This window comes from Salmonella sp. GDC200615, from assembly GCF_050574145.1.
Classification (GTDB): Bacteria; Pseudomonadota; Gammaproteobacteria; order Enterobacterales; family Enterobacteriaceae; genus Salmonella; species Salmonella enterica.
In genome coordinates this window covers 147,891-172,494 of record NZ_CP192247.1, presented here as the reverse complement: position 1 = coordinate 172,494, position 24,604 = coordinate 147,891, and the positions used below count along the sequence as shown (strand labels likewise).

The window sequence follows — 24,604 nt, the reverse complement described above, 5'->3', positions numbered from 1 at the left end:
TCATGAGCAACTACTGGCTGGGGTTAGATTGTGGTGGGAGTTGGCTAAAAGCCGGGTTGTACGATGGCGCAGGCCGGGAAGTAGCGGTGCAACGCCTGCCGCTGCACGCTTTAAGCCCGCAGCCAGGCTGGGTTGAACGCGATATGACCGAACTGTGGCAACAGTGCGGCTCGGTCATCAGCAAACTGCTGACGCACACGGGGGTGAGCGGCTCACAAATCCGCGGTCTGGGTATTTCCGCTCAGGGTAAGGGCCTGTTCCTGTTAGATAAAAGCGATCGGCCATTAGGTAAAGCGATACTCTCTTCCGACCGTCGCGCCATGGAAATTGTCCAGCGCTGGCAAAAAGAAGCGGTTCCGCAAAAACTCTACCCGCTGACTCGGCAAACCCTGTGGACCGGGCATCCGGTCTCCCTTTTACGCTGGGTAAAAGAGAATGAGCCGCAGCGCTACGCGCAGATAGGCAGCGTCATGATGACGCATGACTATCTGCGCTGGTGCTTAACCGGCGTGAAAGGCTGTGAGGAGAGCAACATCTCCGAGTCCAACCTCTACAACATGGCGACGGGCCAGTACGACCCGCGTCTGACCGAGTGGCTGGGCATCAGTGAAATCGACAGCGCGCTGCCCCCCGTGGTGGGTTCAGCCGAAATCTGCGGGGAGATCACCGCTCAGGCAGCCGCCATCACCGGTCTGGCGGCGGGCACCCCCGTCGTCGGCGGCCTGTTTGATGTGGTTTCCACCGCCCTTTGCGCCGGTATTGAGGATGAGTCAACGCTCAATGCGGTGATGGGCACCTGGGCCGTCACCAGCGGCATCGCTCACGGCCTGAGCGACCATGAGGCCCATCCTTACGTCTATGGCCGCAACGTCAATGACGGGCAGTATATCGTTCACGAAGCCAGCCCGACCTCCTCCGGCAACCTCGAATGGTTTACCGCCCAGTGGGGCGACCTCTCTTTTGACGAGATCAACCAGGCGGTCGCCAGCCTGCCGAAAGCCGGTAGCGACCTCTTTTTTCTGCCGTTTCTCTACGGCAGCAATGCCGGACTGGAGATGACCTGCGGCTTTTACGGCATGCAGGCGCTGCACACCCGCGCCCACCTGCTGCAGGCGATTTATGAAGGCGTGGTCTTCAGCCATATGACCCACCTCAACCGCATGCGTGAACGCTTTACCGACGTTTGCGCCCTGCGCGTTACCGGCGGCCCGGCCCACTCCGACGTCTGGATGCAGATGCTGGCGGACGTCAGCGGTTTACGCATTGAGCTGCCGCAGGTGGAGGAGACCGGCTGCTTCGGCGCGGCGCTGGCTGCCCGCGTCGGCACCGGCGTATATCGCGATTTCCGCGAGGCCCAACGCGACCTGCAGCACCCGGTGCGCACGCTGCTGCCGGACATGACCGCGCACGCCCTCTACCAGCGCAAATACCGCCAATACCAGGATTTGATTGAAGCACTACAGGGCTATCACGCCCGTATTAAGGAGCACGCATTATGAGCCGACCATTACTGCAACTGGCGCTCGACCACACCAGTCTGGAAGCAGCCCAACGCGATGTCGCCCTGCTACAGGATCATGTCGATATCGTTGAGGCCGGAACCATCCTTTGTTTAACCGAAGGCCTTAGCGCGGTGAAAGCCCTGCGAGCGCAGTGCCCGGAAAAAATCATCGTCGCCGACTGGAAAGTGGCCGATGCTGGTGAAACCCTGGCGCAGCAGGCTTTTGGCGCTGGCGCCAACTGGATGACTATCATCTGCGCCGCGCCGCTCGCGACCGTCGAGAAAGGCCACGCCGTCGCGCAATCCTGCGGCGGTGAAATTCAAATGGAGCTGTTCGGCAACTGGACGCTGGACGACGCCCGAGACTGGTATCGCACCGGCGTGCGTCAGGCGATTTATCATCGCGGACGCGATGCGCAGGCCAGCGGGCAACAGTGGGGAGAAGCGGACCTGGCACGCATGAAGGCGTTGTCCGACATCGGCCTTGAACTATCGATTACCGGCGGCATTACCCCAGCGGATCTGCCGCTGTTCCGCGACATTAACGTTAAGGCATTTATCGCCGGACGCGCGCTGGCAGGTGCCGCCCATCCGGCGCAGGTCGCCGCCGAATTCCACGCCCAAATTGACGCCATTTGGGGAGAAAAGCATGCGTAATCATCCATTAGGTATTTACGAGAAAGCACTGGCGAAAGATCTCAGTTGGCCAGAGCGGCTGGTGCTGGCAAAAAGCTGCGGTTTTGATTTTGTTGAGATGTCGGTGGATGAAACCGACGAACGTCTCTCACGCCTGGAGTGGACCTCGGCCCAACGCGCTTCGCTGGTGAACGCGATGCTGGAAAGCGGCGTCGCCATCCCGTCGATGTGCCTCTCCGCCCATCGTCGCTTCCCTTTTGGCAGCCGCGACGAAGCGGTACGCCAGCGGGCGCGTGAAATCATGACCAAAGCCATTCGCCTGGCGCGCGATCTCGGTATCCGCACCATCCAGTTGGCAGGTTACGACGTCTATTACGAAGAGCACGACGAAGGCACCCAGCAACGTTTCGCCGAAGGGCTGGCGTGGGCGGTGGAACAGGCCGCAGCGGCGCAGGTGATGCTGGCGGTGGAGATCATGGATACCGCGTTTATGAACTCCATCAGCAAGTGGAAAAAGTGGGACGAGATGCTTTCGTCACCGTGGTTCACCGTTTATCCAGACGTCGGCAACCTCAGCGCCTGGGGGAACGACGTGACCGCCGAGCTGAAGCTGGGTATCGACCGTATCGCCGCAATTCATCTGAAAGATACGCTGCCTGTGACCGGCGATAGCCCCGGCCAGTTCCGCGACGTGCCGTTTGGCGAAGGATGCGTTGATTTTGTGGGCATTTTTAAAACGCTGCATGAGCTGAATTATCGCGGTTCATTTCTGATTGAGATGTGGACAGAGAAAGCCAGTGAGCCGGTGCTGGAAATTATCCAGGCCCGCCGCTGGATTGAATCACGGATGCAGGAAGGAGGTTTCACATGTTAGAGCAACTGAAAGCCGAGGTGCTGGCGGCCAACCTGGCCCTCCCGGCGCACGGGCTGGTCACCTTTACCTGGGGCAACGTCAGCGCGGTCGATGAGACGCGCAAGCTGATGGTCATTAAGCCTTCCGGCGTCGAATATGAGGTGATGACCGCCGACGATATGGTGGTGGTAGAGATCGCCAGCGGTAAGGTCGTTGAAGGCAACAAAAAACCCTCGTCCGATACCGCGACCCATCTGGCGCTCTATCGCCGCTATCCGCAGATCGGTGGGATCGTGCATACCCATTCCCGCCATGCGACGATCTGGTCGCAGGCCGGGCTCGATCTGCCCGCCTGGGGCACCACCCACGCCGACTATTTCTATGGCGCGATCCCCTGTACCCGACTGATGACCGTTGAGGAGATTAACGGCGAGTACGAGTATCAGACCGGCGAGGTGATTATTAAAACCTTTGAAGAGCGCGGTCTGGATCCGGCGCAAATCCCGGCGGTATTAGTTCATTCACACGGCCCGTTTGCCTGGGGTAAAAATGCCGCCGATGCCGTCCACAACGCCGTGGTGCTTGAGGAGTGCGCCTATATGGGGCTGTTCTCGCGCCAGCTGGCCCCCCAGCTGCCGGATATGCAGCCTGAACTGCTCGATAAGCACTATCTGCGTAAACATGGCGCGAATGCCTATTACGGGCAGTAATACCGGCAGTCACAGCCTGTGTCGGATGGCGGCTGCGCCTTATCCGACCTACAAGATGTGCAATATCAATACGTTGTGATGAACTCTTGTAGGCCCGATAAGCAAAGCGCCATCGGGCATTCAGTTTGCAACCGCGTTGTCAGAGGGCCAAAGATTATACTCAAGAATTAACGTGTTCCTTACTGTAGCGCCGCTTCCAGGCGGTAGGCGTCAGGCCGGTGTGCTTGCGGAAGATCTGGCGAAAGTAACCAACGTCATTAAAACCGCACCGTTCCGCCACCTCTTTTAACGAACGCGCGTCGCTAATCAGCAACTTTTCCGCCTCGCGCACCCGCTGGCGGTGGATGGCTTCCGTTAGCGTAAGGTGAAATACCCGCCGATAAACGCGTCCCAGATAATCCACATTGCAATGCAGTTCTTTCGCCAGAACCGAGCTGGAAAGCGGCAGGTGATAGTGCGTTCGAATCAACTGCTGTACTTTCCAGGCCAGCGACACGCCAGCGGCCTCGGCGTTTTCATTCTGCCGGGCGTCAACGGTGAGCTGCTGCAAAATCAGCAGCACGATGAACTCCAGCGCCGGGCTGCGCTGGTGCTTTTCCTGCTCGTTCATAAACTGGCGAAAAAGCGCAATCAGCGCCTGCGGATCGGCAACCTGGGTATGCTGCGGCACGGAAAGATGCGTCAGCCAGCGCGGGTTGCTGTCCGGCGCTTTGACCTCAAAATGGAGCCAGTAAAATTTAAGATCGGCGGGAAACTCCTCAACGCCAATATGGCGGCGATGCGGCCAAAGCAACAGGCTTTCCCCGGCTTCGACACAGAAAACACATTCTTCTTCCTGAATTTTCAGGCAGCCTTTTTCCACAAATATAATTTCCCACGATTGCAGACGCCTGGCAGGATGACGCCCAATGCCGCGAGAAATAAATAATCCGCCGTTTTGGACTTTAATCGGTAATGTCATGGATAATTCGAGCATTAATATGTCATTTCCCGCTCATTCAGCACCGTATTTCATATTAGCTTTTGATTATTAACTAAAAATAGTCATTTCACTCGATCCATCTCACATTTTTAAATACGGGTCGGAATCGTCATCTTTTTTTACTCTTTTATCGCCTTGTCGCTCACCGCTATCTGGGCAAAATGAATCAGGTCATAACGCGAAAATAAAAATTACTGCCATAAAATACCCCGTCAGCGAGGAATATCTATGACCTCTACAGCCTTAAGGAGCACGAAATGAACGTACTGGAAGTCGATCTGCATAAACTGACGGTCAGCGATCCGTTCCTCGGACAGTATCAACAACTGGTTCGCGATGTGGTTATTCCTTACCAGTGGGATGCGTTAAACGATCGTATTCCAGAGGCTGAACCCAGCCATGCCATTGAAAATTTCCGCATTGCCGCAGGCCAGCAGACGGGCGACTTTTACGGCATGGTCTTTCAGGACAGCGACGTGGCGAAATGGCTGGAAGCGGTTGCCTGGTCACTGTGCCAGAAGCCCGATCCAGCGCTTGAGAAAACCGCCGATGAGGTGATTGAACTGGTGGCCGCCGCGCAGTGTGACGATGGCTATCTCAATACGTACTTTACGGCAAAAGCCCCGCAAGAACGCTGGAGCAACCTGGCGGAGTGCCACGAGCTTTATTGCGCCGGGCACCTGATTGAAGCGGGCGTCGCCTTCTTTCAGGCCACTGGCAAGCGTCGGCTGCTAGACGTCGTTTGTCGCCTGGCCGATCATATCGACAGCACTTTCGGCCCTGGCGAAAATCAGCTACACGGCTATCCGGGCCACCCGGAAATTGAGCTGGCGCTGATGCGTCTGTATGAGGTAACAGAGCAGCCGCGCTATATGGCGCTGGCAAGCTACTTTATCGGGCAGCGCGGCGTCCAACCGCACTTCTACGACGAAGAGTACGAAAAACGCGGCCAGACCTCGTACTGGCATACCTACGGCCCGGCGTGGATGGTCAAAGACAAAGCCTACAGCCAGGCGCATCTGCCAATTTCGCAGCAGCAGACGGCCATTGTCCACGCGGTACGTTTTGTCTATCTGATGACTGGCGTGGCGCATCTCGCTCGCCTGAGCAACGATGAAGGCAAACGCCAGGACTGCCTGCGCCTGTGGAAAAATATGGCGCAGCGTCAGCTGTATATCACCGGCGGGATTGGCTCGCAGAGCAGCGGCGAAGCCTTTAGCAGCGATTACGATTTACCGAATGATTCGGTCTATGCGGAAAGCTGCGCTTCAATCGGCCTGATGATGTTCGCCCGCCGGATGCTGGAAATGGAAGCCGATAGCCAGTACGCCGACGTGATGGAGCGCGCGCTGTACAACACCGTCCTCGGCGGTATGGCGCTGGATGGCAAGCATTTCTTCTACGTCAACCCGCTGGAAGTGCATCCAAAATCGTTAAAATTCAACCATATTTACGATCACGTTAAGCCCATCCGCCAGCGCTGGTTTGGCTGCGCCTGCTGCCCGCCGAATATCGCCCGCGTGCTCACCTCCCTTGGTCACTACATCTACACGCCGCGTGCGGATGCGCTGTACATCAATATGTACGTGGGTAACAGCATGGAAATACCGGTTGGAAATGGCGCGCTCAAACTGCGGATTGGCGGGAACTACCCGTGGCAAGAGCAGGTGAAGATCGCCATCGACTCTGTGCAGCCGGTACGTCACACGCTGGCGCTACGTCTGCCGGACTGGTGCCCTGAGGCAAAAGTGACGCTCAACGGGCTGGAAGTGGAGCAGGATATTCGCAAAGGTTATCTGCATATCCGTCGGACCTGGCAGGAGGGCGATACGATAACCCTGACGCTGCCGATGCCGGTTCGCCGCGTGTATGGCAATCCGCTGGCGCGTCACGTCGCCGGTAAGGTCGCCATTCAGCGCGGGCCGCTGGTCTATTGCCTTGAGCAGGCCGATAACGGCGAAGAACTGCATAATCTGTGGTTACCGAAAGAGAGTGAGTTCCGGGTCTTTGAGGGCAAAGGGCTTTTTGCGCATAAGATGCTGATTCAGGCTGAAGGCGAGAAGCAAAGCGCCCCAGATGCGCAGCATCAGGCGTTGTGGCACTACGATAACGCGCCGTCATCGCGCCAGCCGCAGACGCTAACGTTCATTCCGTGGTTTAGCTGGGCCAATCGTGGCGAGGGCGAAATGCGGATTTGGGTTAACGAGCGGTAATACTGTGCCGGATGGCGACTGCGCCTTATCCGGCCTACAAGATTTGCAATATCAGTATATTGCGATGAATTTTTGTAGGCCCGATAAACGCAGCGCCATCGGGCATTACCTCTTGCGTCAGAACAGCCCCAGCGGCTTATCGGAATAGCTCACCAGCAGGCACTTGGTTTGCTGGTAGTGTTCCAGCATCATCTTATGCGTTTCGCGCCCGATGCCCGACTGCTTATAGCCGCCGAACGCAGCATGTGCCGGATAGGCGTGATAGCAGTTGGTCCATACGCGCCCGGCCTGAATGCCGCGCCCCATCTTATAGGCCAGATTGCCGTTGCGGCTCCAGACGCCAGCGCCCAGGCCGTATTGGGTATCGTTAGCGATTTCCAGCGCCTCCTCCATGGTTTTAAAGGTGGTTACCGCCAGCACCGGGCCAAAGATCTCCTCCTGAAAGACGCGCATATTGTTCTTACCAAACAGAATGGTAGGCTCAAGGTAATAGCCCTCTTTAAGTTCGCCATCCAGCTCCTTGCGTCGCCCACCGGTCAGAATATCGGCCCCCTCTTTTTTACCGATATCGATATAATTGAGGATAGTCTCAAGCTGGCCGTGGGAGACCTGCGCCCCCATCTGTGTACCGCTATCTAGCGGGTTCCCGCTGCGAATGCTCTCTACCCGGCGAATAGCGCGCTCCATAAAGCGCTCATAGATGGACTCCTGGACCAGCGCACGGCTTGGACAGGTACACACCTCGCCCTGGTTAAAGGCAAACAGGGCAAATCCCTCCAGCGCTTTATCAAAGAACGCATCTTCCTCATCCATCACGTCGGCGAAGAAGATATTGGGCGACTTGCCGCCTAACTCCAGCGTCACTGGAATAATATTCTGCGTGGCGTACTGCATGATCTGTTGACCCACTTCCGTCGAACCGGTAAACGCCACCTTCGCGATACGTTTCGAGGTCGCCAGATATTCGCCAATCTCGCCGCCCGCGCCGTTCACGACGTTGACGACGCCCGGCGGTAACAGATCGCCAATGACTTCCATTAACAGCAGAACGGAAAGCGGCGTCAGGCGTGCCGGTTTAAGCACCACGCAGTTACCCGCCGCCAGCGCTGGCGCCATTTTCCAGCTTGCCATCAACAACGGAAAGTTCCACGGGATTATCTGTCCCACGACGCCAAGCGGTTCGTGAAAATGGTAGGCCACAGTTTCGCTATCAACTTCGCTGATCCCGCCCTCCTGCGCACGTATACAGGAGGCGAAATAGCGGAAATGATCGATCGCCAGCGGTACGTCGGCGGCGCTGGTTTCACGAATCGGTTTACCGTTATCCCAGGTTTCCGCTGTCGCCAACAGTTCGAGGTTTTGTTCCATCAGATCGGCGATCTTAAACAAGATAGCGGCACGGTCTTGTACTGACGTATGCGCCCACTTATCTTTCGCCTTATGCGCGGCGTCGAGCGCTAAATCGATATCTTTTTTACCGGAGGAAGCGACTTCACATAGCGGCTGGCCGGTCACTGGCGTCAGGTTTTGATAATATTCGCCGTCGGCGGGCGCAACCCAGTCACCACCAATAAAATTGTCATAGCGGGCTTTTAACTTCAGTGGGTACCCGTATTCACCTGGCTGAATACGTGTTGAAGGGGGATTGTTCGTCATGACCAACTCCTTATTGTAAAGGTACTCCACAAGGGTAGACGGTGCTGGTGAATTTTTCGCCAATGATTTCCCGCTTTACGACAGCAATCACGAATTACTTTCCTTTACGTTTCTCCGTCTGGTTTTAGCCATACTAAACAGGTGCCTGTTTAACGTACGGAGAACACTATGCAGCAATATATCGGTATTGATGTGGGAGGAACTCACGTCAAATATGGCGTGATTAACAGTGACGGCGAAGAATTAACCCATCATCAATTCGATACGCCAGAGGACGCCTCCACGTTTACCCGCAAATGGCAGGATGTGGTGGCGCGTTGCCAACAGGACTATGACATTGCGGCAATCGGGGTTAGTTTCCCCGGCCATATTAATCCCCATAACGGCCATGCGGCAAAAGCGGGCGCGCTGGCTTACCTGGATGACGTCAACCTGATGGAGTTGTTCAGCGGGCTGACCGATCTGCCGCTGGTCGTGGAGAACGACGCGAACTGTGCGGCGCTGGGCGAAATGTGGCGAGGTGCCGGGCAGCATTATGACAATCTGGTCTGTATTACCATTGGAACCGGCATTGGCGGCGGTATTATCGTCGGACGAGAACTGTATCGCGGCGCGCATTTTCACGCCGGTGAATTCGGCGTCATGCCGGTCGGGAATAATGGCGAAAGTATGCATAAAATCGCGTCAACCAGCGGATTAATGGCGTCGTGCCGCCAGGCGCTGGCGCTGCCTGCCGAAGAGATGCCGCCTGCGGATGTGATCTTCGAACGAATGGCGACCGATGTTCATCTGCGTGAGGCGGTCAATGACTGGGCGCGTTATCTTTCACGCGGCGTTTACAGCGTGATCTCTATGTTTGATCCGGGCGTGGTGCTGATCGGCGGAGGAATAAGCGAACAGGAAAAGCTCTACCCGCTCCTGACGCGGCATCTTGAAACGTTTGAAATGTGGGAGGCGCTCCAGGTGCCGATTCAGCCCTGCCAACTGGGAAATCAGGCGGGCAGGCTGGGCGCCGTCTGGCTGGCGCAGCAAAAGCTCGCCCGAAGCTAACGAGTTACGCCTTATCCGGCCTGCATCGTCTACGCAGGCCCGGTAAGCGTCCGCGCCACCGGGCAAAGGCGTTACATCGCCGTGCGATAAAGTTCCACAATCTCATCGTGAGTCGCCTGAATAAGGCGCAAAGAATACGGGCAAAATTATTCTGATAACAGGTTCACGCTGGCTATTTTAAGAAGCCAGAAAAATAAAAAGCAACGCAATAATTGTATTGCTTCATTTGTTATTTAATTTAACCATTTCATTCTTTTTGCGGAAATAATAACGCATCACGTAATAAATGATCATTCCCACGACGTCGTGTAAACCCAATCCGGTCAAAATATTCAAGGATCTGAATGGCCAGTTTCCGCCCTACATTCAGCCTGTCGCGAAAATCCGCCGCACACGTTGATCCTCTCTCTTGATCCAGCTCGCGGATCATATTGGCGAAAGCGACAATCCGATCGTTACGATAGTACCGATCTTTTACGATCGCGGTAATGATGCCTTGCTGTGCCGCCTGCCGCAGCACCAGCCGCATCAATTGTTCTTCCGTTCCGGTCTCTTTCGCCAGATCGCGTACCCACCAGGGCTCATCGCCAAATAGCGGTTCGACTTTTTGCCAGACGGCCTGCTGCTCATCGCTAAATCCTGCTTTATGATCCGGCAGATGCAACCAACCGTGATGGCTATGAATCAGGCCGTCGTCGCGCATCCGCTCGATCAGCATCAGAACCAGCGCTTCATCCTCCATCGGCAGGGCCATGCGGCGTAAACGCTCGCGTCCCGGCCCCGGTTCATCGCGGTGCTGTTCGTGGTAGGTCGCCAGCGTATCAAGAATCTTACGCTGCCAGCGGGCGGCGACGGGCACGCTTAACAGATTGTCTCCGGCCTGGATAAAACCATGTTGCTCAATAAGCTGACGCATACCGACAGGATTAAGCTGACGCGCCCAACCGAAATCCGGCAGGTTGACGGCGCCGCGTTCCAGATGAATGGCCAACGCCGCGCTATCGTCCTGCGCAGCGGCAAGCGTTGAAAGCCAGTGCAAATAATCTGGCTTACGTTTACCGCGACGCGGCGCCTTAAGCGTCACCACGCGTGCGCCGGCAAGGGTGGCGCGTGCGGAAATATCACGCAGCACCAGTCTGTCATTATCGGCCAGCCACAACGGCGTATCAAAGATCAGCTCGGCCAGCCCGCCTTCCAGCAAAGAGACGCGACCGGTCACATGGCTGGCGGCATGGTGAATATGTAGCGGTTGCCATTGGGAAAGCGGCGCATGAAGCGCCAGAGAAACGATCACCCGGGAAAAAGCTTCCCCCACCGGCGCATCGGAAAGCAGCCAGTCGCCGCGGTTAAGCTGCTCCTTCTCCGCATCGCCCGCAATATTGAGCGCAATACGTTGCCCGGCATACGCATGGTCGGTGGGCTGATTTTGCGCGTGTAGACTTCGTACGCGCATCGGCGTATTAACGCCGGTCAACCATAGCGTATCGCCCACGTTTACCTCTCCGCTCAACGCCGTTCCGGTCACCACCAGTCCCGCCCCTTTCACCGTAAACGCACGGTCGATAGCCAGACGGAAGCGATGCTGCGCGGCGTGTAAACGTGCAGGAAGCTGCTGTAAATGAGCGCGAAGTTCTGCAATACCGCGTCCTTCATTGGCGGCGGTGACAAATAAAACGGTATCGGCGAAGCCATAGTTGTCGAGCGCCGCCAGCACCTCTTCACGTACTTCACCGATACGCGCCTCGTCCACGCGATCGGCTTTGGTCAGCGCGACGGTGAGCTGGAGATTACCCGTCAGTTGTAGGATCTGTAAATGCTCGCGCGTTTGCGCCATGACGCCGTCATCACAGGCGACCACCAGCAAAGCGTGATCGATACCGCCTACGCCCGCCAGCATGTTAGAGAGGAATTTTTCATGCCCAGGCACATCGATAAAGCCCAGCACACGACCATCCGGCTGCGGCCAATAGGCGTAGCCCAGATCGATAGTCATCCCGCGTTTTTTCTCTTCCGGCAGGCGATCGGCATTGACCCCGGTAATCGCCTGGAGCAACGTCGTTTTACCGTGGTCTACGTGTCCGGCAGTTGCAATAATCATTTCAGCATCATCTCCATAAACCGGCTTTCGTCTTCAAGACAGCGCATATCCAGCCATAAACGGCCATCATAAATTCGGCCAATGACCGGTACAGGCAGCATGCGCCAGCGGGCCGCCAGCGCCTCCAGCCGACTACCGCGCCCGTCGTGCGGGGTAAAGGTCATGGCGGCGCTGGGAAGGCGGTCTACCGGTAATGAACCGCTGCCGATTTGCGACAGGCAGGGTTTAACCTCCAGCGCAAATTCATCGCCGTAACGTGCCGCCAGCCGCGCCTGTAACCGCTGCGCTTGTTCGCGAATCGACGCTTCACTGCGAGTTAACAGACGCAGGGTGGGTAATTTCTCCGCCAACGCTTCCGGGTGCAGATACAGACGTAACGTTGCCTCCAGCGCCGCCAGCGTCATTTTATCAGCGCGCAGAGCGCGCTTCAGCGGATGGCTTTGCAGTTGGGCAATCATCGCTTTTTTGCCGACGATAATCCCGGCCTGCGGCCCGCCCAGCAACTTATCGCCGGAGAAGCTTACCAGGCTGACGCCTGCGGCAATGAGCTGCTGCGGCATCGGCTCTTTGGGTAAGCCATATTGACTTAAATCCACCAGCGAACCGCTGCCCAGATCCGCCACCACCGGAATATCCAGCTCTCGCCCGATTTCCGCCAGTTCCGCTTCCTCTACCGTTTTGGTAAAGCCCTCAATGCTGTAATTACTGGTATGCACCTTCATCAACAGCCCGGTATTTTCATTTACCGCCTGACGGTAATCTTTCGCATGCGTCCGGTTGGTGGTGCCCACTTCATGCAGCGTACAGCCCGCCTGGCGCATAACATCCGGAATACGAAACGCGCCGCCGATTTCGACCAGCTCGCCACGCGAAACTACCACCTCTTTGCCGCTGGCGGTCGCCGCCAACATCAGCAATACCGCCGCCGCATTGTTATTGACGATACAGGCGTCCTCCGCCCCGGTGATTCGGCATAACAGCGTCGCCAGCGCCCGGTCGCGATGCCCCCGCCCGGCGCCATCTAAATCGTATTCCAGCGTCACCGGCGCGCGCATCGCCTGCGTTACCGCCTCAACCGCTTCTTGCGCCTGCAATGCGCGGCCAAGATTGGTGTGCAACACCGTCCCCGTCAGGTTAATCACCGGGCGCAGCGCGCTTTGCGCCGCATTTTCCAGCCGGAGTTTTGCCTCTTGCGCCCAGTCTGCGTACCAGTCGGGAAGCGTTTGCGTATTCCGGATGACGTCGCGCGCGTCGTCAAGCATCCGCCTAAGCAGATCAACCACCTGGGTATGGCCATACCGATCGCGCAGAGAAAGAAAGGCGCTATCGTGCAATAAACGATCGATAGCAGGAAGCTGGCTGTAGAGTGTACGCGTTTCGCTTGTCATGAAAATGCCTGGCTGTTGGTGGCCCTCTCCTGGTGGGAGAGGGATATCGACATAAGGGGGATTGTAACGTGAGTTTGCTCAGGCGGACATAATGCGCGTCAAGCCTTTGGCGCTTCGGTGCGGGCAAAGCTTTCGCGTTGAAAAAGCGTTTCGACCAGTTTGACCAGGTGGGGGCGGCTAACACACCAGCCAGGCGCGACCCGGCGGAAGTTGAGATAGCCTACCGCACAGGCAATCGCGATAGTCGCCAGATTGACCGTATCCGTTTTTAGCGTCCCGTCGCTCAGATAACTTTCGAGCATATCCAGGCTGCGGTTGATTTTTTCCCGCTGGCGCAACAGTTCCGTTTCCGATTGTTGCGCCGCCGGGCGCGCCTGTTCGCGTACAGAAACCAACGCTGCATCCATAATGCCGTCAGCCAACGCTTCAAGCTGGCGAACTTTAAGCGCTGCCATCGGGTCACGCGGGAGCATCGCTGGCGCGATATCCAGCAGCTCAATATATTCCGCGATGATCGGCGAATCGAACCAGTACTCCCCTTTCTCCGTCACCAGCGCTGGCACCTTACCCAGAGGGTTGTATTGCGCCACGCCGTTATCCGCCTCGTAGGGTAGTTCATTAATAAATTCGAAGGTAATGCCTTTTTCGAGCAGCAGAACAGAGATTTTGCGCACAAAAGGGCTGGTGTAGCTACCGATGAGTTTCATGCCGTGTCCTTTTTGCCAACCAGTAAAAATCATAGTATGGCTCAAATAAGACGAAAAGAGACACAAAAGGAGGTTGCTGAATGACATAACGTGAGAGGGCTCGCGACAAAATGTTTGCCGGATCGTATTGACGTTACCCGGGCTTAAAATTTCTTGTGAAGAGGATCACAAAAATTCAACAAAGCACCAAAATAAAAATGTGAAATATCTCACATAAAATGGTCTTTTAAGGGCTAAAAATTAGATTCGTTGTTTTTTTACACAGCCAATTTGTGATCAATATCACATCAATTACCTCTCTACCCCCTATATTTATGTGACACAAATCACATAAATTGTCCCTGTCTGGACAGTTGAACGATTCAGTGCCAGATTGCGCAGTATCTACACTACAGGGTCCGGCTACCTCTGCCGCTACATTAACAAACCTCGGGCTTTCAGCCTGCGCGACAGCAACATAAGAAGGGGTGTTTTTATGTCATCCGATATTAAGATCAAAGTGCAAAGCTTTGGTCGATTCCTCAGCAATATGGTGATGCCTAATATCGGCGCGTTTATCGCGTGGGGTATTATCACCGCATTATTTATTCCAACAGGGTGGTTGCCTAACGAAACGCTGGCGAAACTGGTTGGTCCGATGATCACCTACCTGCTGCCGCTGCTCATCGGTTATACCGGCGGTCGTCTGGTTGGCGGCGAACGCGGCGGCGTGGTGGGCGCTATCACTACCATGGGCGTTATTGTCGGCGCGGATATGCCGATGTTCCTCGGCTCGATGATCGCCGGTCCATTAGGCGGCTACTGCATTAAGAAATTCGACAGTTGGGTAGACGGTAAGATCAAATCCGGTTTTGAGATGCTGGTGAACAACTTCTCCGCTGGCATCATCGGTATGATCCTCGCCATCCTGGCGTTCCTCGGTATTGGTCCGGCGGTTGAAGTCCTGTCCAAAATTCTGGCGGCGGGCGTTAACTTCATGGTGGCGCACGATATGCTGCCGCTGGCGTCCATTTTTGTTGAACCGGCGAAAATCCTGTTCCTCAATAACGCGATTAACCACGGCATCTTCTCACCGCTGGGTATCCAGCAGTCCCATGAGATGGGTAAATCCATCTTCTTCCTGATTGAAGCTAACCCGGGTCCAGGGATGGGCGTCCTGCTGGCGTACATGTTCTTCGGTCGCGGCAGCGCTAAACAGTCTGCGGGCGGCGCGGCAATTATCCACTTCCTGGGCGGTATCCATGAGATCTACTTCCCGTACGTGCTGATGAACCCACGCCTGATTCTGGCGGTGATTCTCGGCGGTATGACTGGCGTATTCACCCTGACCATCCTGAACGGCGGTCTGGTTTCTCCGGCTTCTCCTGGCTCCATTCTGGCCGTACTGGCGATGACGCCAAAAGGCGCTTACTTCGCTAACATCGCTGCCATCGTGGCGGCAATGGCGGTCTCCTTCGTGGTTTCTGCAATTCTGCTGAAAACCAGCAAAGTGAAAGAAGAAGATGACATTGAAGCGGCCACCCGTCGTATGCAGGACATGAAAGCGGAATCTAAAGGCGCCTCTCCGCTGGCGGCTGGCGACGTGACCAACAACCTGAGCCATGTGCGTAAAATCATCGTGGCTTGCGATGCCGGTATGGGTTCCAGCGCGATGGGCGCAGGGGTACTGCGTAAGAAAGTACAGGATGCGGGCCTGAGCCAGATCTCCGTCACCAACAGCGCCATTAACAATCTGCCGCCGGATGTGGATCTGGTCATTACTCACCGTGACCTTACCGAGCGCGCGATGCGTCAGGTACCGCAGGCGCAGCATATTTCGCTGACCAACTTCCTGGATAGCGGCCTGTACACCAGCCTGACCGAACGTCTGGTTGCCGCACAGCGCCACAATACTAATGAAGAGAAAGTACGCGATCATCTGAAAGACAGCTTTGAGGAGGGTGATAACAACCTGTTCAAACTGGGTGCGGAGAATATCTTCCTGGGCCGTAAAGCCGCTAACAAAGAAGAGGCGATTCGCTTTGCCGGTGAACAACTGATGAAAGGCGGCTATGTTGAGCCGGAATACGTCGAGGCGATGCTGGACCGCGAAAAGCTGACACCGACTTACCTCGGTGAATCCATCGCAGTTCCGCACGGTACGGTAGAAGCGAAAGACCGCGTGCTGAAAACCGGCGTGGTGTTCTGCCAGTATCCGGAAGGCGTACGCTTCGGTGAAGAAGAAGACGATATTGCCCGTCTGGTCATTGGTATCGCCGCACGTAACAATGAGCACATCCAGGTCATCACCAGCCTGACCAACGCGCTGGATGATGAATCCGTGATCGAACGTCTGGCGCACACCACCAGCGTGGATGAAGTGCTGGAACTGCTGGCAGGTAAAAAAGCTTAACAGTTAAGTATCCCCAAAATAGTTCGAGCTGCAGGAAGGCGGCAACGCAGTGAATCCCCAGGAGCGTACATAAGTACGTGACTGGGGTGAGCGAGGAGAGCCAACGCATCTGCAGTTCGAAATATGAAGGCGATATCCTCTCCCTTGTGGAGAGGGTTAGGTTGAGGGAAAAGCCTCGCCCCAGCCCTCTCGGGTAAAAACATTAATGAAGGTTAATACTATGAAAGCATTACATTTTGGCGCAGGTAATATCGGTCGTGGCTTTATCGGCAAACTGCTGGCTGACGCGGGGATACAACTGACGTTTGCGGATGTAAATCAGGTCGTACTCGATGCCCTGAATGCCCGTCATAGCTATCAGGTTCATGTTGTGGGTGAAAATGAGCAGGTGGATACCGTTTCCGGCGTCAACGCTGTCAGCAGCATCGGCGATGATGTTGTCGACCTGATTGCCCACGTTGATTTAATCACTACTGCCGTGGGTCCGGTTGTGCTTGAGCGTATCGCTCCGGCCATCGCTAAAGGGCTGGCAAAACGTAAGGCGCAGGGCGTGGATGCCCCGCTGAATATCATCGCCTGTGAAAACATGGTGCGCGGCACCACACAGCTGAAAGGCCACGTAATGAATGCGCTGGCGGATGGCGATAAAGCCTGGGTTGAACAGCACGTCGGTTTTGTCGATTCCGCCGTTGACCGCATCGTGCCGCCATCTGCTTCTGCTACCCATGACCCGCTGGAAGTGACGGTAGAAACCTTCAGCGAGTGGATCGTCGATAAAACCCAGTTTAAAGGCGCGTTGCCAAACATCCCGGGGATGGAGTTAACGGATAACCTGATGGCATTTGTCGAACGTAAACTCTTCACGCTGAACACAGGTCATGCTATAACCGCGTACCTCGGCAAATTAGCCGGTCATCAAACCATTCGCGACGCTATTCTCGATGAGAGTATTCGCGCGGTGGTGAAAGGCGCGATGGAAGAAAGCGGCGCGGTGCTGATCAAACGCTACGGTTTTGATGCCGACAAACATGCGGCATACATTCAGAAAATCCTCGGTCGTTTTGAAAACCCGTATCTGAAAGATGACGTCGAACGCGTAGGTCGTCAGCCGCTACGCAAACTCAGCGCGGGCGACCGTCTGATCAAACCGCTGCTTGGCACCCTGGAATATGGTCTGCCGCATGTGAATCTGGTCAAAGGGATCGCGGCGGCGATGCATTTCCGTAGCGATGAAGATCCGCAGGCGCAAGAGTTGGCGGCACTGATTACCGAAAAAGGCCCGCAGGCCGCGCTGGCGCAAATTTCCGGGCTGGATGCCAATAGCGATGTGGTGGCGGAGGCGGTTAACGCATATAACGCGACCAAATGACGCAGAATCCGGCGCAGGTTAGCCTGCGCCCAAATAACAGATTGTCAGATATGCAGGCAATAATGGAACAAACCCAGGCCTTTGAAAATCGTGTGCTTGAGCGTCTGAATGCTGGCAAAACCGTACGGAGCTTCCTGATTACCGCCGTCGAGTTATTGACCGAGGCGGTGAATATTCTGGTGCTCCAGGTGTTTCGCAAAGACGACTATGCCGTGAAATACGCTGTGGAACCGTTGCTGGATGGCGACGGGCCGCTGGGCGATCTTTCGGTACGTCTGAAACTTATCTATGGCCTGGGCGTACTCAGCCGCACCGAATATGAAGATGCGGAGCTGTTAATGGCGCTGCGCGAAGAGCTGAATCACGACGGCAATGAGTACGCCTTTACCGACGATGAAATCCTCGGGCCGTTTGGCGAACTGCACTGCGTCATGGCGCTACCGCCGCCGCCGCATTTTGATACGTCCGACGCGGCGCTATACGCCATGCAAATTCAGCGCTACCAGCAGGCGGTGCGTTCGACGATGGTCCTCTCTCTGACCGAGCTGATTTCTAAAATCAGCTTAAAAAAGGCCTTTCAAAAGTAAATCCCGCCGTTAACCTCTTTCTTCTTCTTTTGGTCGGTACAGCCGCCGGTAATATTCCAGACGCTGCAAATAAATGGGCGCGCTCTCCGACGGCACCTCGGAAGGAACATAATCACGCGGCGGCGTTTTATTCAGGTATTCACGGAACGCCTGGCTGGACGCCATAAAATCGACGGCTTTATCAATAAGAAGTGGTACGTTCTCACCTATTTTTGCCATGATAGATCCTCCATGTGGGACCCGCGTCTGACTCCCGCGGTCGCTTATTTGAGTTTAGGATCAATTTAGCGTTGTCATTGAGGAAAATGTGCTTAATCGCTTTTCTTGCCGACAAAAGGGCGCTTCATCTTTTCTTTCGACAAAAAGGATTTTATTCTCAACGAGATAATTAAATAATGAGCAGTGTAATACTTGCCATAATTGATTATCTTTACGTCATGAGTTGTGAAGAATCACTCACTGCGCGCATACTATAAGGTATCTATCCCATTTCTATCAGAAGCTATCCCATGAAAGAAGTTGAAAAAAACGAAATTAAACGCCTGAGCGATCGTCTTGACGCTATTCGCCACCAGCAGGCAGGTCTCTCTCTGGTTGAATCCGCCGATAAATACGCGGAGCTGGAAAAAGAAAAAGAGACGCTGGAAGCAGAAATTATCCGTCTGCGCGAAGTACACAGCCAGAAACTGAGTAAAGAAGCGCAGAAGCTGATGAACCTGCCGTTTCGCCGCGCGATCACTAAAAAAGAGCAGGCCGACATGGGCAAGTTGAAGAAAAGCGTGCGTGGCCTGATTGTTGTCCACCCGATGACGGCGCTGGGCCGGGAAATGGGGCTCAAAGAGATGACAGGTTTCGCGAAGAGCGAGTTCTAAACCTTCCGCATCCCAGGCTCTCAGGACACCCGTTGTACGGAGGATGTCTTGAGAGCATCGGGCTATATTCCGAATTTTTCATGGAAGTATTTACACCGATTATATACAAGTTCATTTTTAACGGTAATCCCTGCTTTTTCAGGATGAAAAATCCCACTATCGTGCCTGTTTGTATTTATAAAATGAATTTTTTCATCCTCTTTTCTCATACCCCGCAGAATATGATTGACCCGCAAAATTAAATAACATTATCATCCCTGAAAAAAATCCCCATACATAAACATTATAATTATATTTTTATAAAGCATTGCTATGAGCAATTGATAAATAACGTCGGGTTTTTGCGCGCTTCTATAGAAGCGACGAATGTTTTCATTCTAACCATACGGTAATGAGTTATTGGCAATACTCGCTGAATGATGAGCTAGTTGTATAAATAACAGGTTAACTATTTATATTATATAAATTATTAACAAGGATATTTCATATGCACAAAAATGGAAAATTTATCCCCCTGCTTGCGTTGGGATTCACATTCTTTTTATCTGGTTGTGATTACTTCGCAGATAAACACCTTGTTGAAGAAATGAAAGAACAACAAAAAGAACAAGAAACAAAGATAAACCTGTTAGAAAAACAACAAAAAGAACAAGAAGCAAAGATAAATCTGTTAGAAAAACAACAAGCTACGATTATCAACACAACCAAAAAGGTCACCGAAGTCGTTGGCCGCGTTGAACGCAAACAACGGCTATTCGACTATACAGAACTGGACCCATCACAAACGCACTATTTTATTATTAACAACGGCAATATCGGATTAGCCGGGCGTATTCTATCTATTGAGCCAATAGATAATGGAAGTGTTATTCATCTTGATTTAGTTAACTTACTCAGCATTCCGGTATCAAACCTTGCGTTTAATATGACATGGGGTACGAAAAAACCTTCCGAGGCAAAAGATCTGCCTCGCTGGAAACAACTCCTGCTCAACACGAAAATGGACTCGACAATCGAACTCTTACCGGGAGCATGGACAAACGTCACGCTAACATTAAAAGGCGTATCGCCCAATAATCTTAAGTATCTAAAAATAGGTATTGACATGGAGAATGTCATATTCGACAGCATACAACCTATTAACGATACAAAAAAGAAGCCAAAAAAATAATAGCCATTGATACAATTATTTTAGAAAAGGAAATTACTCATTCATGAATAGAATATTTAAAGTCCTCTGGAATGCCGCTACGGGAACATTTGTTGTCACCAGCGAAACCGCAAAAAGCCGCGGCAAAAAAACGGCCGCAGAAAGCTGGCGGTTTCCGCACTCATCGGTCCTAGCAGCATTATGGTTTCTGCGGATGCACTGGCCAACGCAGGAAACGATACAGGCGACGGCGTTACTCCAACGGGTACCCAGACTGGAGGAAAAGGGTGGATTGCAATTGGTACCGATGCCACAGCCAATACTTACACCAACGTTGATGGCGCAAGCGCCGCAATGGGTTATAAAGCCTCCGCGATGGGGAAATGGAGTACCGCCATTGGTTCCTACAGCCAGTCCACCGGCGACTCTTCGTTAGCGCTTGGCGTAAAATCGGTTTCTGCCGGTGACCGGGCCATTGCAATGGGCGCCTCATCCTCAGCCAGTGGAAGTTATTCAATGGCAATGGGTGTGTATGCCAATTCGAGCGGCGCAAAATCGGTTGCGTTAGGTTATAAATCTGTCGCGAGCGGAGCAACTTCCTCCGCATTAGGTTATCAAGCTACTGCGAGCGGCGACGACAGCGCTGCTTTTGGTAATGGCGCAAAAGCGGTAGGCACCAACTCAGTTGCCCTTGGCTCGGGCTCTATCGCCCAGGAAGACAATTCCGTCGCCGTGGGTAACAGCACCACTCAGCGGCAGATCACCTACGTTGCTAAAGGCGACATCAATTCCACCAGTACCGATGCCGTTACAGGTGCGCAAATTTATTCTTTAAGTCAATCCGTCGCCGATCGACTCGGCGGAGGGGCTTCCGTTAATTCTGATGGTACAGTGAATGCGCCCCTCTACGAGGTAGGCACAGGCATCTACAATAACGTAGGCAGTGCATTAAGCGCACTTAACACGTCTATCACTAACACAGAGGCCTCTGTCGCAGGATTAGCCGAAGACGCGCTGTTGTGGGATGACAGCACCAGCGCCTTTAGCGCTAGCCACACGGGAAACGCCAGCAAAATCACCAATCTGGCGGCAGGCACCCTGGCCGCAGACAGCACCGACGCCGTTAACGGCTCCCAGTTGTTTGATACGAACGAGAAAGTGGATCAGAACACTGCTGATATCACCGCCAATACCGACAGCATTAACCAGAACACCGCTGATATCACCGCCAATACCGACAGCATCAATCAGAACACAACCGATATCGCCGCCAATACGACCAGCATCAATCAGAACACCACTGATATCGCCACCAACACCACCAATATCAACAGTCTGAGCGACTCCGTCACCACGCTCACCGATGATGCACTGCTTTGGGATGCAGCCTCTGGCGCATTCAGCGCTAAGCACAACGGAAACGACAGCAAAATCACCAATCTGGCGGCGGGTACCCTGGCCGCTGACAGCACCGACGCCGTTAACGGCTCCCAGTTGTTTGATACAAATGAGAAAGTGGATCAGAACACCGCTGATATCACCACCAATACCAACAGCATCAATCAGAACACCACTGATATTGCCACCAACACCACCAATATCAACAACCTGAGCGATTCCATCACCACGCTCACCGATGATGCCCTGTTATGGGATGCAGCCTCTGGCACATTCAGCGCCAGCCGTAGCGGAAGCGCCAGCAAGATCACCAATCTGGCGGCGGGCACCCTGGCCGCGGACAGTACAGACGCGGTAAACGGCTCCCAGTTGTATGAAACCAACCAGAGGGTGGATCAAAACACCTCTGCTATCGCAGATATTAATACGTCCATCACCAATCTTAGCTCTGACAACCTGAGCTGGAATGAGACAACGAGTTCGTTCTCTGCCAGCCACGGAAGTAGTACGACAAACAAAATCACCAACGTTGCTGCCGGAGAGCTGTCTGAAGAAAGTACCGACGCCGTTAACGGATCGCAGCTGTTCGAAACCAATGAAAAAGTGGATCAGAACACGACCGATATCGCCGCCAATACCACTAACATCACTCAGAACAGCACCGCGATTGAGAACCTGAATACTTCTGTCTCCGACATTAATACGTCCATTACCGGCCTCACTGATAACGCTCTGTTATGGGACGAAGACATCGGCGCTTTCAGCGCAAACCACGGTGGAAGCACCAGTAAAATAACCAATGTCGCCGCCGGGGCGCTTTCTGAGGACAGTACAGACGCGGTAAACGGCTCACAGTTGTGTGAAACTAACCAGAAGGTGGATCAAAACACCTCTGCTATCGCGGATATCAATACGTCCATCACCAATCTTGGTACCGATGCACTGAGCTGGGATGACGAAGAAGGCGCGTTCAGCGCCAGCCACGGTACCAGCGGTACCAATAAGATAACCAATGTGGCTGCAGGTGAAATCGCCAGTGACAGTACTGACGCTGTTAATGGCTCTCAGCTCTATGAAACTAACATGCTGATTTCTCAGTATAGTGAATCTATTAGCCAACTAGCCGGCGATACCAGCGAAACCTATATCACGGAAAATGGTACCGGCGTGAAATACATCCGTACGAATGATAATGGGCTTGAAGGCCAGGATGCATACGCAACGGGTAACGGCGCAACGGCAGTAGGTTACGACGCCGTCGCCTCTGGCGCTGGCAGTCTGGCTCTTGGCCAAAACAGCAGCAGCATTGAGGGCAGTATCGCTTTGGGCAGTGGCTCCACCTCTAACCGCGCTATTACAACCGGTATACGAGAAACGAGCGCAACAAGCGATGGCGTCGTCATTGGCTACAATACAACAGACAGAGAGTTGCTGGGCGCGTTGTCATTGGGGACGGATGGAGAAAGCTATCGTCAAATTACCAACGTTGCTGACGGCTCTGAAGCGCAAGATGCGGTAACAGTTCGTCAGTTACAAAATGCCATTGGTGCGGTCACTACTACACCGACCAAGTACTACCACGCAAACTCAACGGAAGAAGATTCACTGGCTGTCGGAACTGACTCACTGGCAATGGGTGCGAAGACCATCGTCAATGCTGATGCAGGTATTGGTATTGGTCTGAATACACTGGTGATGGCTGATGCCATCAACGGTATTGCTATCGGTTCTAACGCACGCGCCAATCATGCAAACAGTATTGCAATGGGTAATGGTTCTCAGACCACTCGCGGCGCACAGACTGACTACACCGCCTACAACATGGACACACCGCAGAACTCTGTCGGTGAGTTCTCTGTCGGCAGTGAAGACGGTCAACGTCAGATCACTAACGTCGCGGCGGGTTCGGCAGATACCGATGCCGTTAACGTGAGTCAATTGAAAGTAACGGACGCGCAGGTTTCCAGGAATACCCAGAGCATTACTAACCTGAATACTCAGGTATCGAATCTGGATACCCGCGTCACCAATATCGAAAACGGCATTGGCGATATCGTCACTACCGGTAGCACCAAGTACTTCAAGACCAACACCGATGGCGCAGATGCAAATGCCCAGGGTGCGGACAGCGTCGCGATTGGCTCTGGCTCTATTGCTGCCGCTGAAAACAGCGTGGCGTTAGGCACAAATTCCGTCGCAGATGAAGCTAATACTGTGTCTGTTGGCTCTTCTACTCAACAACGCCGTATTACCAACGTTGCCGCAGGGGTGAACAACACTGACGCGGTTAATGTGGCGCAACTGAAAGCCTCAGAAGCAGGCTCCGTGCGTTATGAAACCAATGCAGATGGCTCGGTTAACTATAGCGTGCTCAACCTGGGAGACGGGAGTGGCGGCACCACTCGGATCGGCAATGTTTCAGCGGCGGTGAATGATACGGATGCGGTTAACTATGCGCAATTGAAACGCAGCGTCGAAGAAGCAAACACCTATACCGACCAGAAAATGGGGGAAATGAACAGCAAAATCAAAGGAGTAGAAAACAAGATGAGCGGCGGTATCGCTTCAGCGATGGCGATGGCCGGTCTGCCACAAGCCTACGCCCCGGGCGCCAACATGACCTCGATTGCTGGCGGTACGTTTAATGGTGAAAGTGCCGTCGCCATTGGTGTCTCCATGGTAAGTGAAAGCGGGGGCTGGGTGTATAAATTGCAAGGAACCAGCAACAGCCAGGGCGATTACTCTGCGGCCATTGGCGCGGGCTTCCAGTGGTAATGAAGTAACAACACTCCCGACATCAAAGGCAATGGCATAATGCCATTGCCTTTTCACTTCCCTTTGCTGTCCTCTCCCCTCAATTGGCCCTACCAATTTTAGCCAGTTACCACAGCCTACTCACATTTCACTAAATTAACTCTACAATACCGTTGCCAATAAATAACATCTGGTTAACTATTTGTTGTCATTATCCATACACAACAATATTGGCAGGACCACTTTTACACATAATGTGACTTCAACGAGATGAGCAAAGATTCATCC

Annotated in this window: 17 protein-coding genes and 1 pseudogene; 12 read left to right on the top strand and 6 right to left on the bottom strand. The window is 53.9% G+C overall.

What is annotated here, in order from left to right; translation table 11 throughout:
• The first annotated feature begins 2 nt into the window (after positions 1–2).
• Genes ACQ29O_RS00805 through araD form a run of 4 tightly spaced genes read left to right on the top strand, consistent with a single transcriptional unit; the run spans position 3 to position 3,700 of the window.
• Positions 3–1,499, top strand: a complete 1,497-nt coding sequence (locus tag ACQ29O_RS00805) for an FGGY-family carbohydrate kinase (RefSeq protein ID WP_000074094.1) — start codon at positions 3–5, stop codon at positions 1,497–1,499.
• Positions 1,496–2,158, top strand: coding sequence for a 3-keto-L-gulonate-6-phosphate decarboxylase UlaD (ulaD, locus tag ACQ29O_RS00800; protein WP_000089527.1), 663 nt, complete (start codon positions 1,496–1,498; stop codon positions 2,156–2,158). The genes ACQ29O_RS00805 and ulaD overlap by 4 nt, the downstream gene beginning before the upstream one ends.
• The gene (locus ACQ29O_RS00795) at positions 2,151–3,011 is read left to right on the top strand and encodes an L-ribulose-5-phosphate 3-epimerase (RefSeq protein ID WP_001244035.1); all 861 of its coding nucleotides are present in this window, start codon (positions 2,151–2,153) and stop codon (positions 3,009–3,011) included. The genes ulaD and ACQ29O_RS00795 overlap by 8 nt, the downstream gene beginning before the upstream one ends.
• The gene (araD, locus tag ACQ29O_RS00790) at positions 3,005–3,700 is read left to right on the top strand and encodes an L-ribulose-5-phosphate 4-epimerase (RefSeq protein ID WP_000893174.1); all 696 of its coding nucleotides are present in this window, start codon (positions 3,005–3,007) and stop codon (positions 3,698–3,700) included. The genes ACQ29O_RS00795 and araD overlap by 7 nt, the downstream gene beginning before the upstream one ends.
• A 160-nt stretch (positions 3,701–3,860) precedes the next feature.
• Here the strand turns inward: araD and ACQ29O_RS00785 are convergent, their stop codons facing one another.
• A complete protein-coding gene (locus ACQ29O_RS00785; RefSeq protein ID WP_000891818.1) occupies positions 3,861–4,676 on the bottom strand; it encodes an AraC family transcriptional regulator in 816 nt (271 codons plus the stop codon).
• Between the two features lie 263 nt (positions 4,677–4,939).
• Between ACQ29O_RS00785 and ACQ29O_RS00780 the strand changes: the two genes are divergently transcribed.
• Complete coding sequence (locus ACQ29O_RS00780; RefSeq protein WP_001101503.1) at positions 4,940–6,895, top strand: glycoside hydrolase family 127 protein; 1,956 nt, start codon at positions 4,940–4,942, stop codon at positions 6,893–6,895.
• A gap of 117 nt (positions 6,896–7,012) precedes the next feature.
• On the opposite strand, the gene aldB is transcribed toward ACQ29O_RS00780, so the two are convergent.
• Positions 7,013–8,551, bottom strand: coding sequence for an aldehyde dehydrogenase AldB (gene aldB, locus ACQ29O_RS00775; protein WP_020937252.1), 1,539 nt, complete (start codon positions 8,549–8,551; stop codon positions 7,013–7,015).
• 168 nt (positions 8,552–8,719) lie between these two features.
• Here aldB and ACQ29O_RS00770 point away from each other — a divergent pair, with 168 nt between their 5' ends.
• A complete protein-coding gene (locus tag ACQ29O_RS00770) occupies positions 8,720–9,601 on the top strand; it encodes an ROK family protein (protein WP_001188269.1) in 882 nt (293 codons plus the stop codon).
• Between the two features lie 247 nt (positions 9,602–9,848).
• On the opposite strand, the gene selB is transcribed toward ACQ29O_RS00770, so the two are convergent.
• The 3 genes from selB to ACQ29O_RS00755 all read right to left on the bottom strand — a co-directional run bounded on the left by selB (position 9,849) and on the right by ACQ29O_RS00755 (position 13,794).
• Positions 9,849–11,699, bottom strand: coding sequence for a selenocysteine-specific translation elongation factor (selB, locus tag ACQ29O_RS00765; RefSeq protein WP_000582388.1), 1,851 nt, complete (start codon positions 11,697–11,699; stop codon positions 9,849–9,851).
• Positions 11,696–13,087, bottom strand: a complete 1,392-nt coding sequence (gene selA, locus ACQ29O_RS00760; protein ID WP_000200193.1) for an L-seryl-tRNA(Sec) selenium transferase — start codon at positions 13,085–13,087, stop codon at positions 11,696–11,698. The genes selB and selA overlap by 4 nt, the downstream gene beginning before the upstream one ends.
• Before the next feature lie 98 nt (positions 13,088–13,185).
• Positions 13,186–13,794 carry a glutathione S-transferase gene (locus tag ACQ29O_RS00755; protein ID WP_000766681.1) on the bottom strand — a complete coding sequence of 203 codons (609 nt, stop codon included), beginning with the start codon at positions 13,792–13,794 and terminating at the stop codon, positions 13,186–13,188.
• A 475-nt stretch (positions 13,795–14,269) separates the two neighbouring features.
• On the opposite strand from ACQ29O_RS00755, the gene mtlA reads away from it, so the two are divergent.
• The 3 genes from mtlA to mtlR all read left to right on the top strand — a co-directional run bounded on the left by mtlA (position 14,270) and on the right by mtlR (position 18,142).
• Complete coding sequence (gene mtlA / locus ACQ29O_RS00750; protein ID WP_020937251.1) at positions 14,270–16,186, top strand: PTS mannitol transporter subunit IICBA; 1,917 nt, start codon at positions 14,270–14,272, stop codon at positions 16,184–16,186.
• A gap of 220 nt (positions 16,187–16,406) precedes the next feature.
• Entirely contained in the window at positions 16,407–17,555 is a 1,149-nt protein-coding gene (gene mtlD / locus ACQ29O_RS00745) for a mannitol-1-phosphate 5-dehydrogenase (RefSeq protein ID WP_000645377.1), read from the top strand.
• The gene (gene mtlR, locus ACQ29O_RS00740; protein WP_000193201.1) at positions 17,552–18,142 is read left to right on the top strand and encodes a mannitol operon repressor MtlR; all 591 of its coding nucleotides are present in this window, start codon (positions 17,552–17,554) and stop codon (positions 18,140–18,142) included. Before mtlD ends, mtlR begins: the two co-directional genes overlap by 4 nt.
• A 9-nt stretch (positions 18,143–18,151) precedes the next feature.
• On the opposite strand, the gene ACQ29O_RS00735 is transcribed toward mtlR, so the two are convergent.
• On the bottom strand, positions 18,152–18,361 hold the full coding sequence (locus ACQ29O_RS00735) for a hypothetical protein (RefSeq protein WP_001062558.1): 210 nt from the start codon (positions 18,359–18,361) through the stop codon (positions 18,152–18,154).
• Between the two features lie 290 nt (positions 18,362–18,651).
• Here ACQ29O_RS00735 and ACQ29O_RS00730 point away from each other — a divergent pair, with 290 nt between their 5' ends.
• The 3 genes and pseudogenes from ACQ29O_RS00730 (at position 18,652) to sadA (ending at position 24,337) form a co-directional block, all read left to right on the top strand.
• A complete protein-coding gene (locus ACQ29O_RS00730) occupies positions 18,652–19,014 on the top strand; it encodes a YibL family ribosome-associated protein (RefSeq protein WP_000665687.1) in 363 nt (120 codons plus the stop codon).
• 487 nt (positions 19,015–19,501) lie between these two features.
• A complete protein-coding gene (locus tag ACQ29O_RS00725; protein WP_000549457.1) occupies positions 19,502–20,185 on the top strand; it encodes a DUF3251 domain-containing protein in 684 nt (227 codons plus the stop codon).
• Positions 20,186–20,228: 43 nt separating this feature from the next.
• Positions 20,229–24,337 (top strand): annotated as a pseudogene (gene sadA / locus ACQ29O_RS00720) (trimeric autotransporter adhesin SadA).
• Positions 24,338–24,604: the final 267 nt, after the last annotated feature.

What these genes read in the sequence shown, in the direction of transcription:
- ulaD (WP_000089527.1), top strand. Translation starts at nt 1,496, where the DNA reads ATGAGCCGACCATTACTGCAACTGGCGCTCGACCACACCAGTCTGGAA.
- ACQ29O_RS00785 (WP_000891818.1), bottom strand. Translation starts at nt 4,676, where the DNA reads ATGCTCGAATTATCCATGACATTACCGATTAAAGTCCAAAACGGCGGA.
- araD (WP_000893174.1), top strand. Translation starts at nt 3,005, where the DNA reads ATGTTAGAGCAACTGAAAGCCGAGGTGCTGGCGGCCAACCTGGCCCTC.
- ACQ29O_RS00770 (WP_001188269.1), top strand. Translation starts at nt 8,720, where the DNA reads ATGCAGCAATATATCGGTATTGATGTGGGAGGAACTCACGTCAAATAT.
- ACQ29O_RS00805 (WP_000074094.1), top strand. Translation starts at nt 3, where the DNA reads ATGAGCAACTACTGGCTGGGGTTAGATTGTGGTGGGAGTTGGCTAAAA.
- selA (WP_000200193.1), bottom strand. Translation starts at nt 13,087, where the DNA reads ATGACAAGCGAAACGCGTACACTCTACAGCCAGCTTCCTGCTATCGAT.
- mtlA (WP_020937251.1), top strand. Translation starts at nt 14,270, where the DNA reads ATGTCATCCGATATTAAGATCAAAGTGCAAAGCTTTGGTCGATTCCTC.
- mtlD (WP_000645377.1), top strand. Translation starts at nt 16,407, where the DNA reads ATGAAAGCATTACATTTTGGCGCAGGTAATATCGGTCGTGGCTTTATC.
- ACQ29O_RS00730 (WP_000665687.1), top strand. Translation starts at nt 18,652, where the DNA reads ATGAAAGAAGTTGAAAAAAACGAAATTAAACGCCTGAGCGATCGTCTT.
- mtlR (WP_000193201.1), top strand. Translation starts at nt 17,552, where the DNA reads ATGACGCAGAATCCGGCGCAGGTTAGCCTGCGCCCAAATAACAGATTG.
- ACQ29O_RS00780 (WP_001101503.1), top strand. Translation starts at nt 4,940, where the DNA reads ATGAACGTACTGGAAGTCGATCTGCATAAACTGACGGTCAGCGATCCG.
- ACQ29O_RS00755 (WP_000766681.1), bottom strand. Translation starts at nt 13,794, where the DNA reads ATGAAACTCATCGGTAGCTACACCAGCCCTTTTGTGCGCAAAATCTCT.
- selB (WP_000582388.1), bottom strand. Translation starts at nt 11,699, where the DNA reads ATGATTATTGCAACTGCCGGACACGTAGACCACGGTAAAACGACGTTG.
- ACQ29O_RS00795 (WP_001244035.1), top strand. Translation starts at nt 2,151, where the DNA reads ATGCGTAATCATCCATTAGGTATTTACGAGAAAGCACTGGCGAAAGAT.
- aldB (WP_020937252.1), bottom strand. Translation starts at nt 8,551, where the DNA reads ATGACGAACAATCCCCCTTCAACACGTATTCAGCCAGGTGAATACGGG.
- ACQ29O_RS00735 (WP_001062558.1), bottom strand. Translation starts at nt 18,361, where the DNA reads ATGGCAAAAATAGGTGAGAACGTACCACTTCTTATTGATAAAGCCGTC.
- ACQ29O_RS00725 (WP_000549457.1), top strand. Translation starts at nt 19,502, where the DNA reads ATGCACAAAAATGGAAAATTTATCCCCCTGCTTGCGTTGGGATTCACA.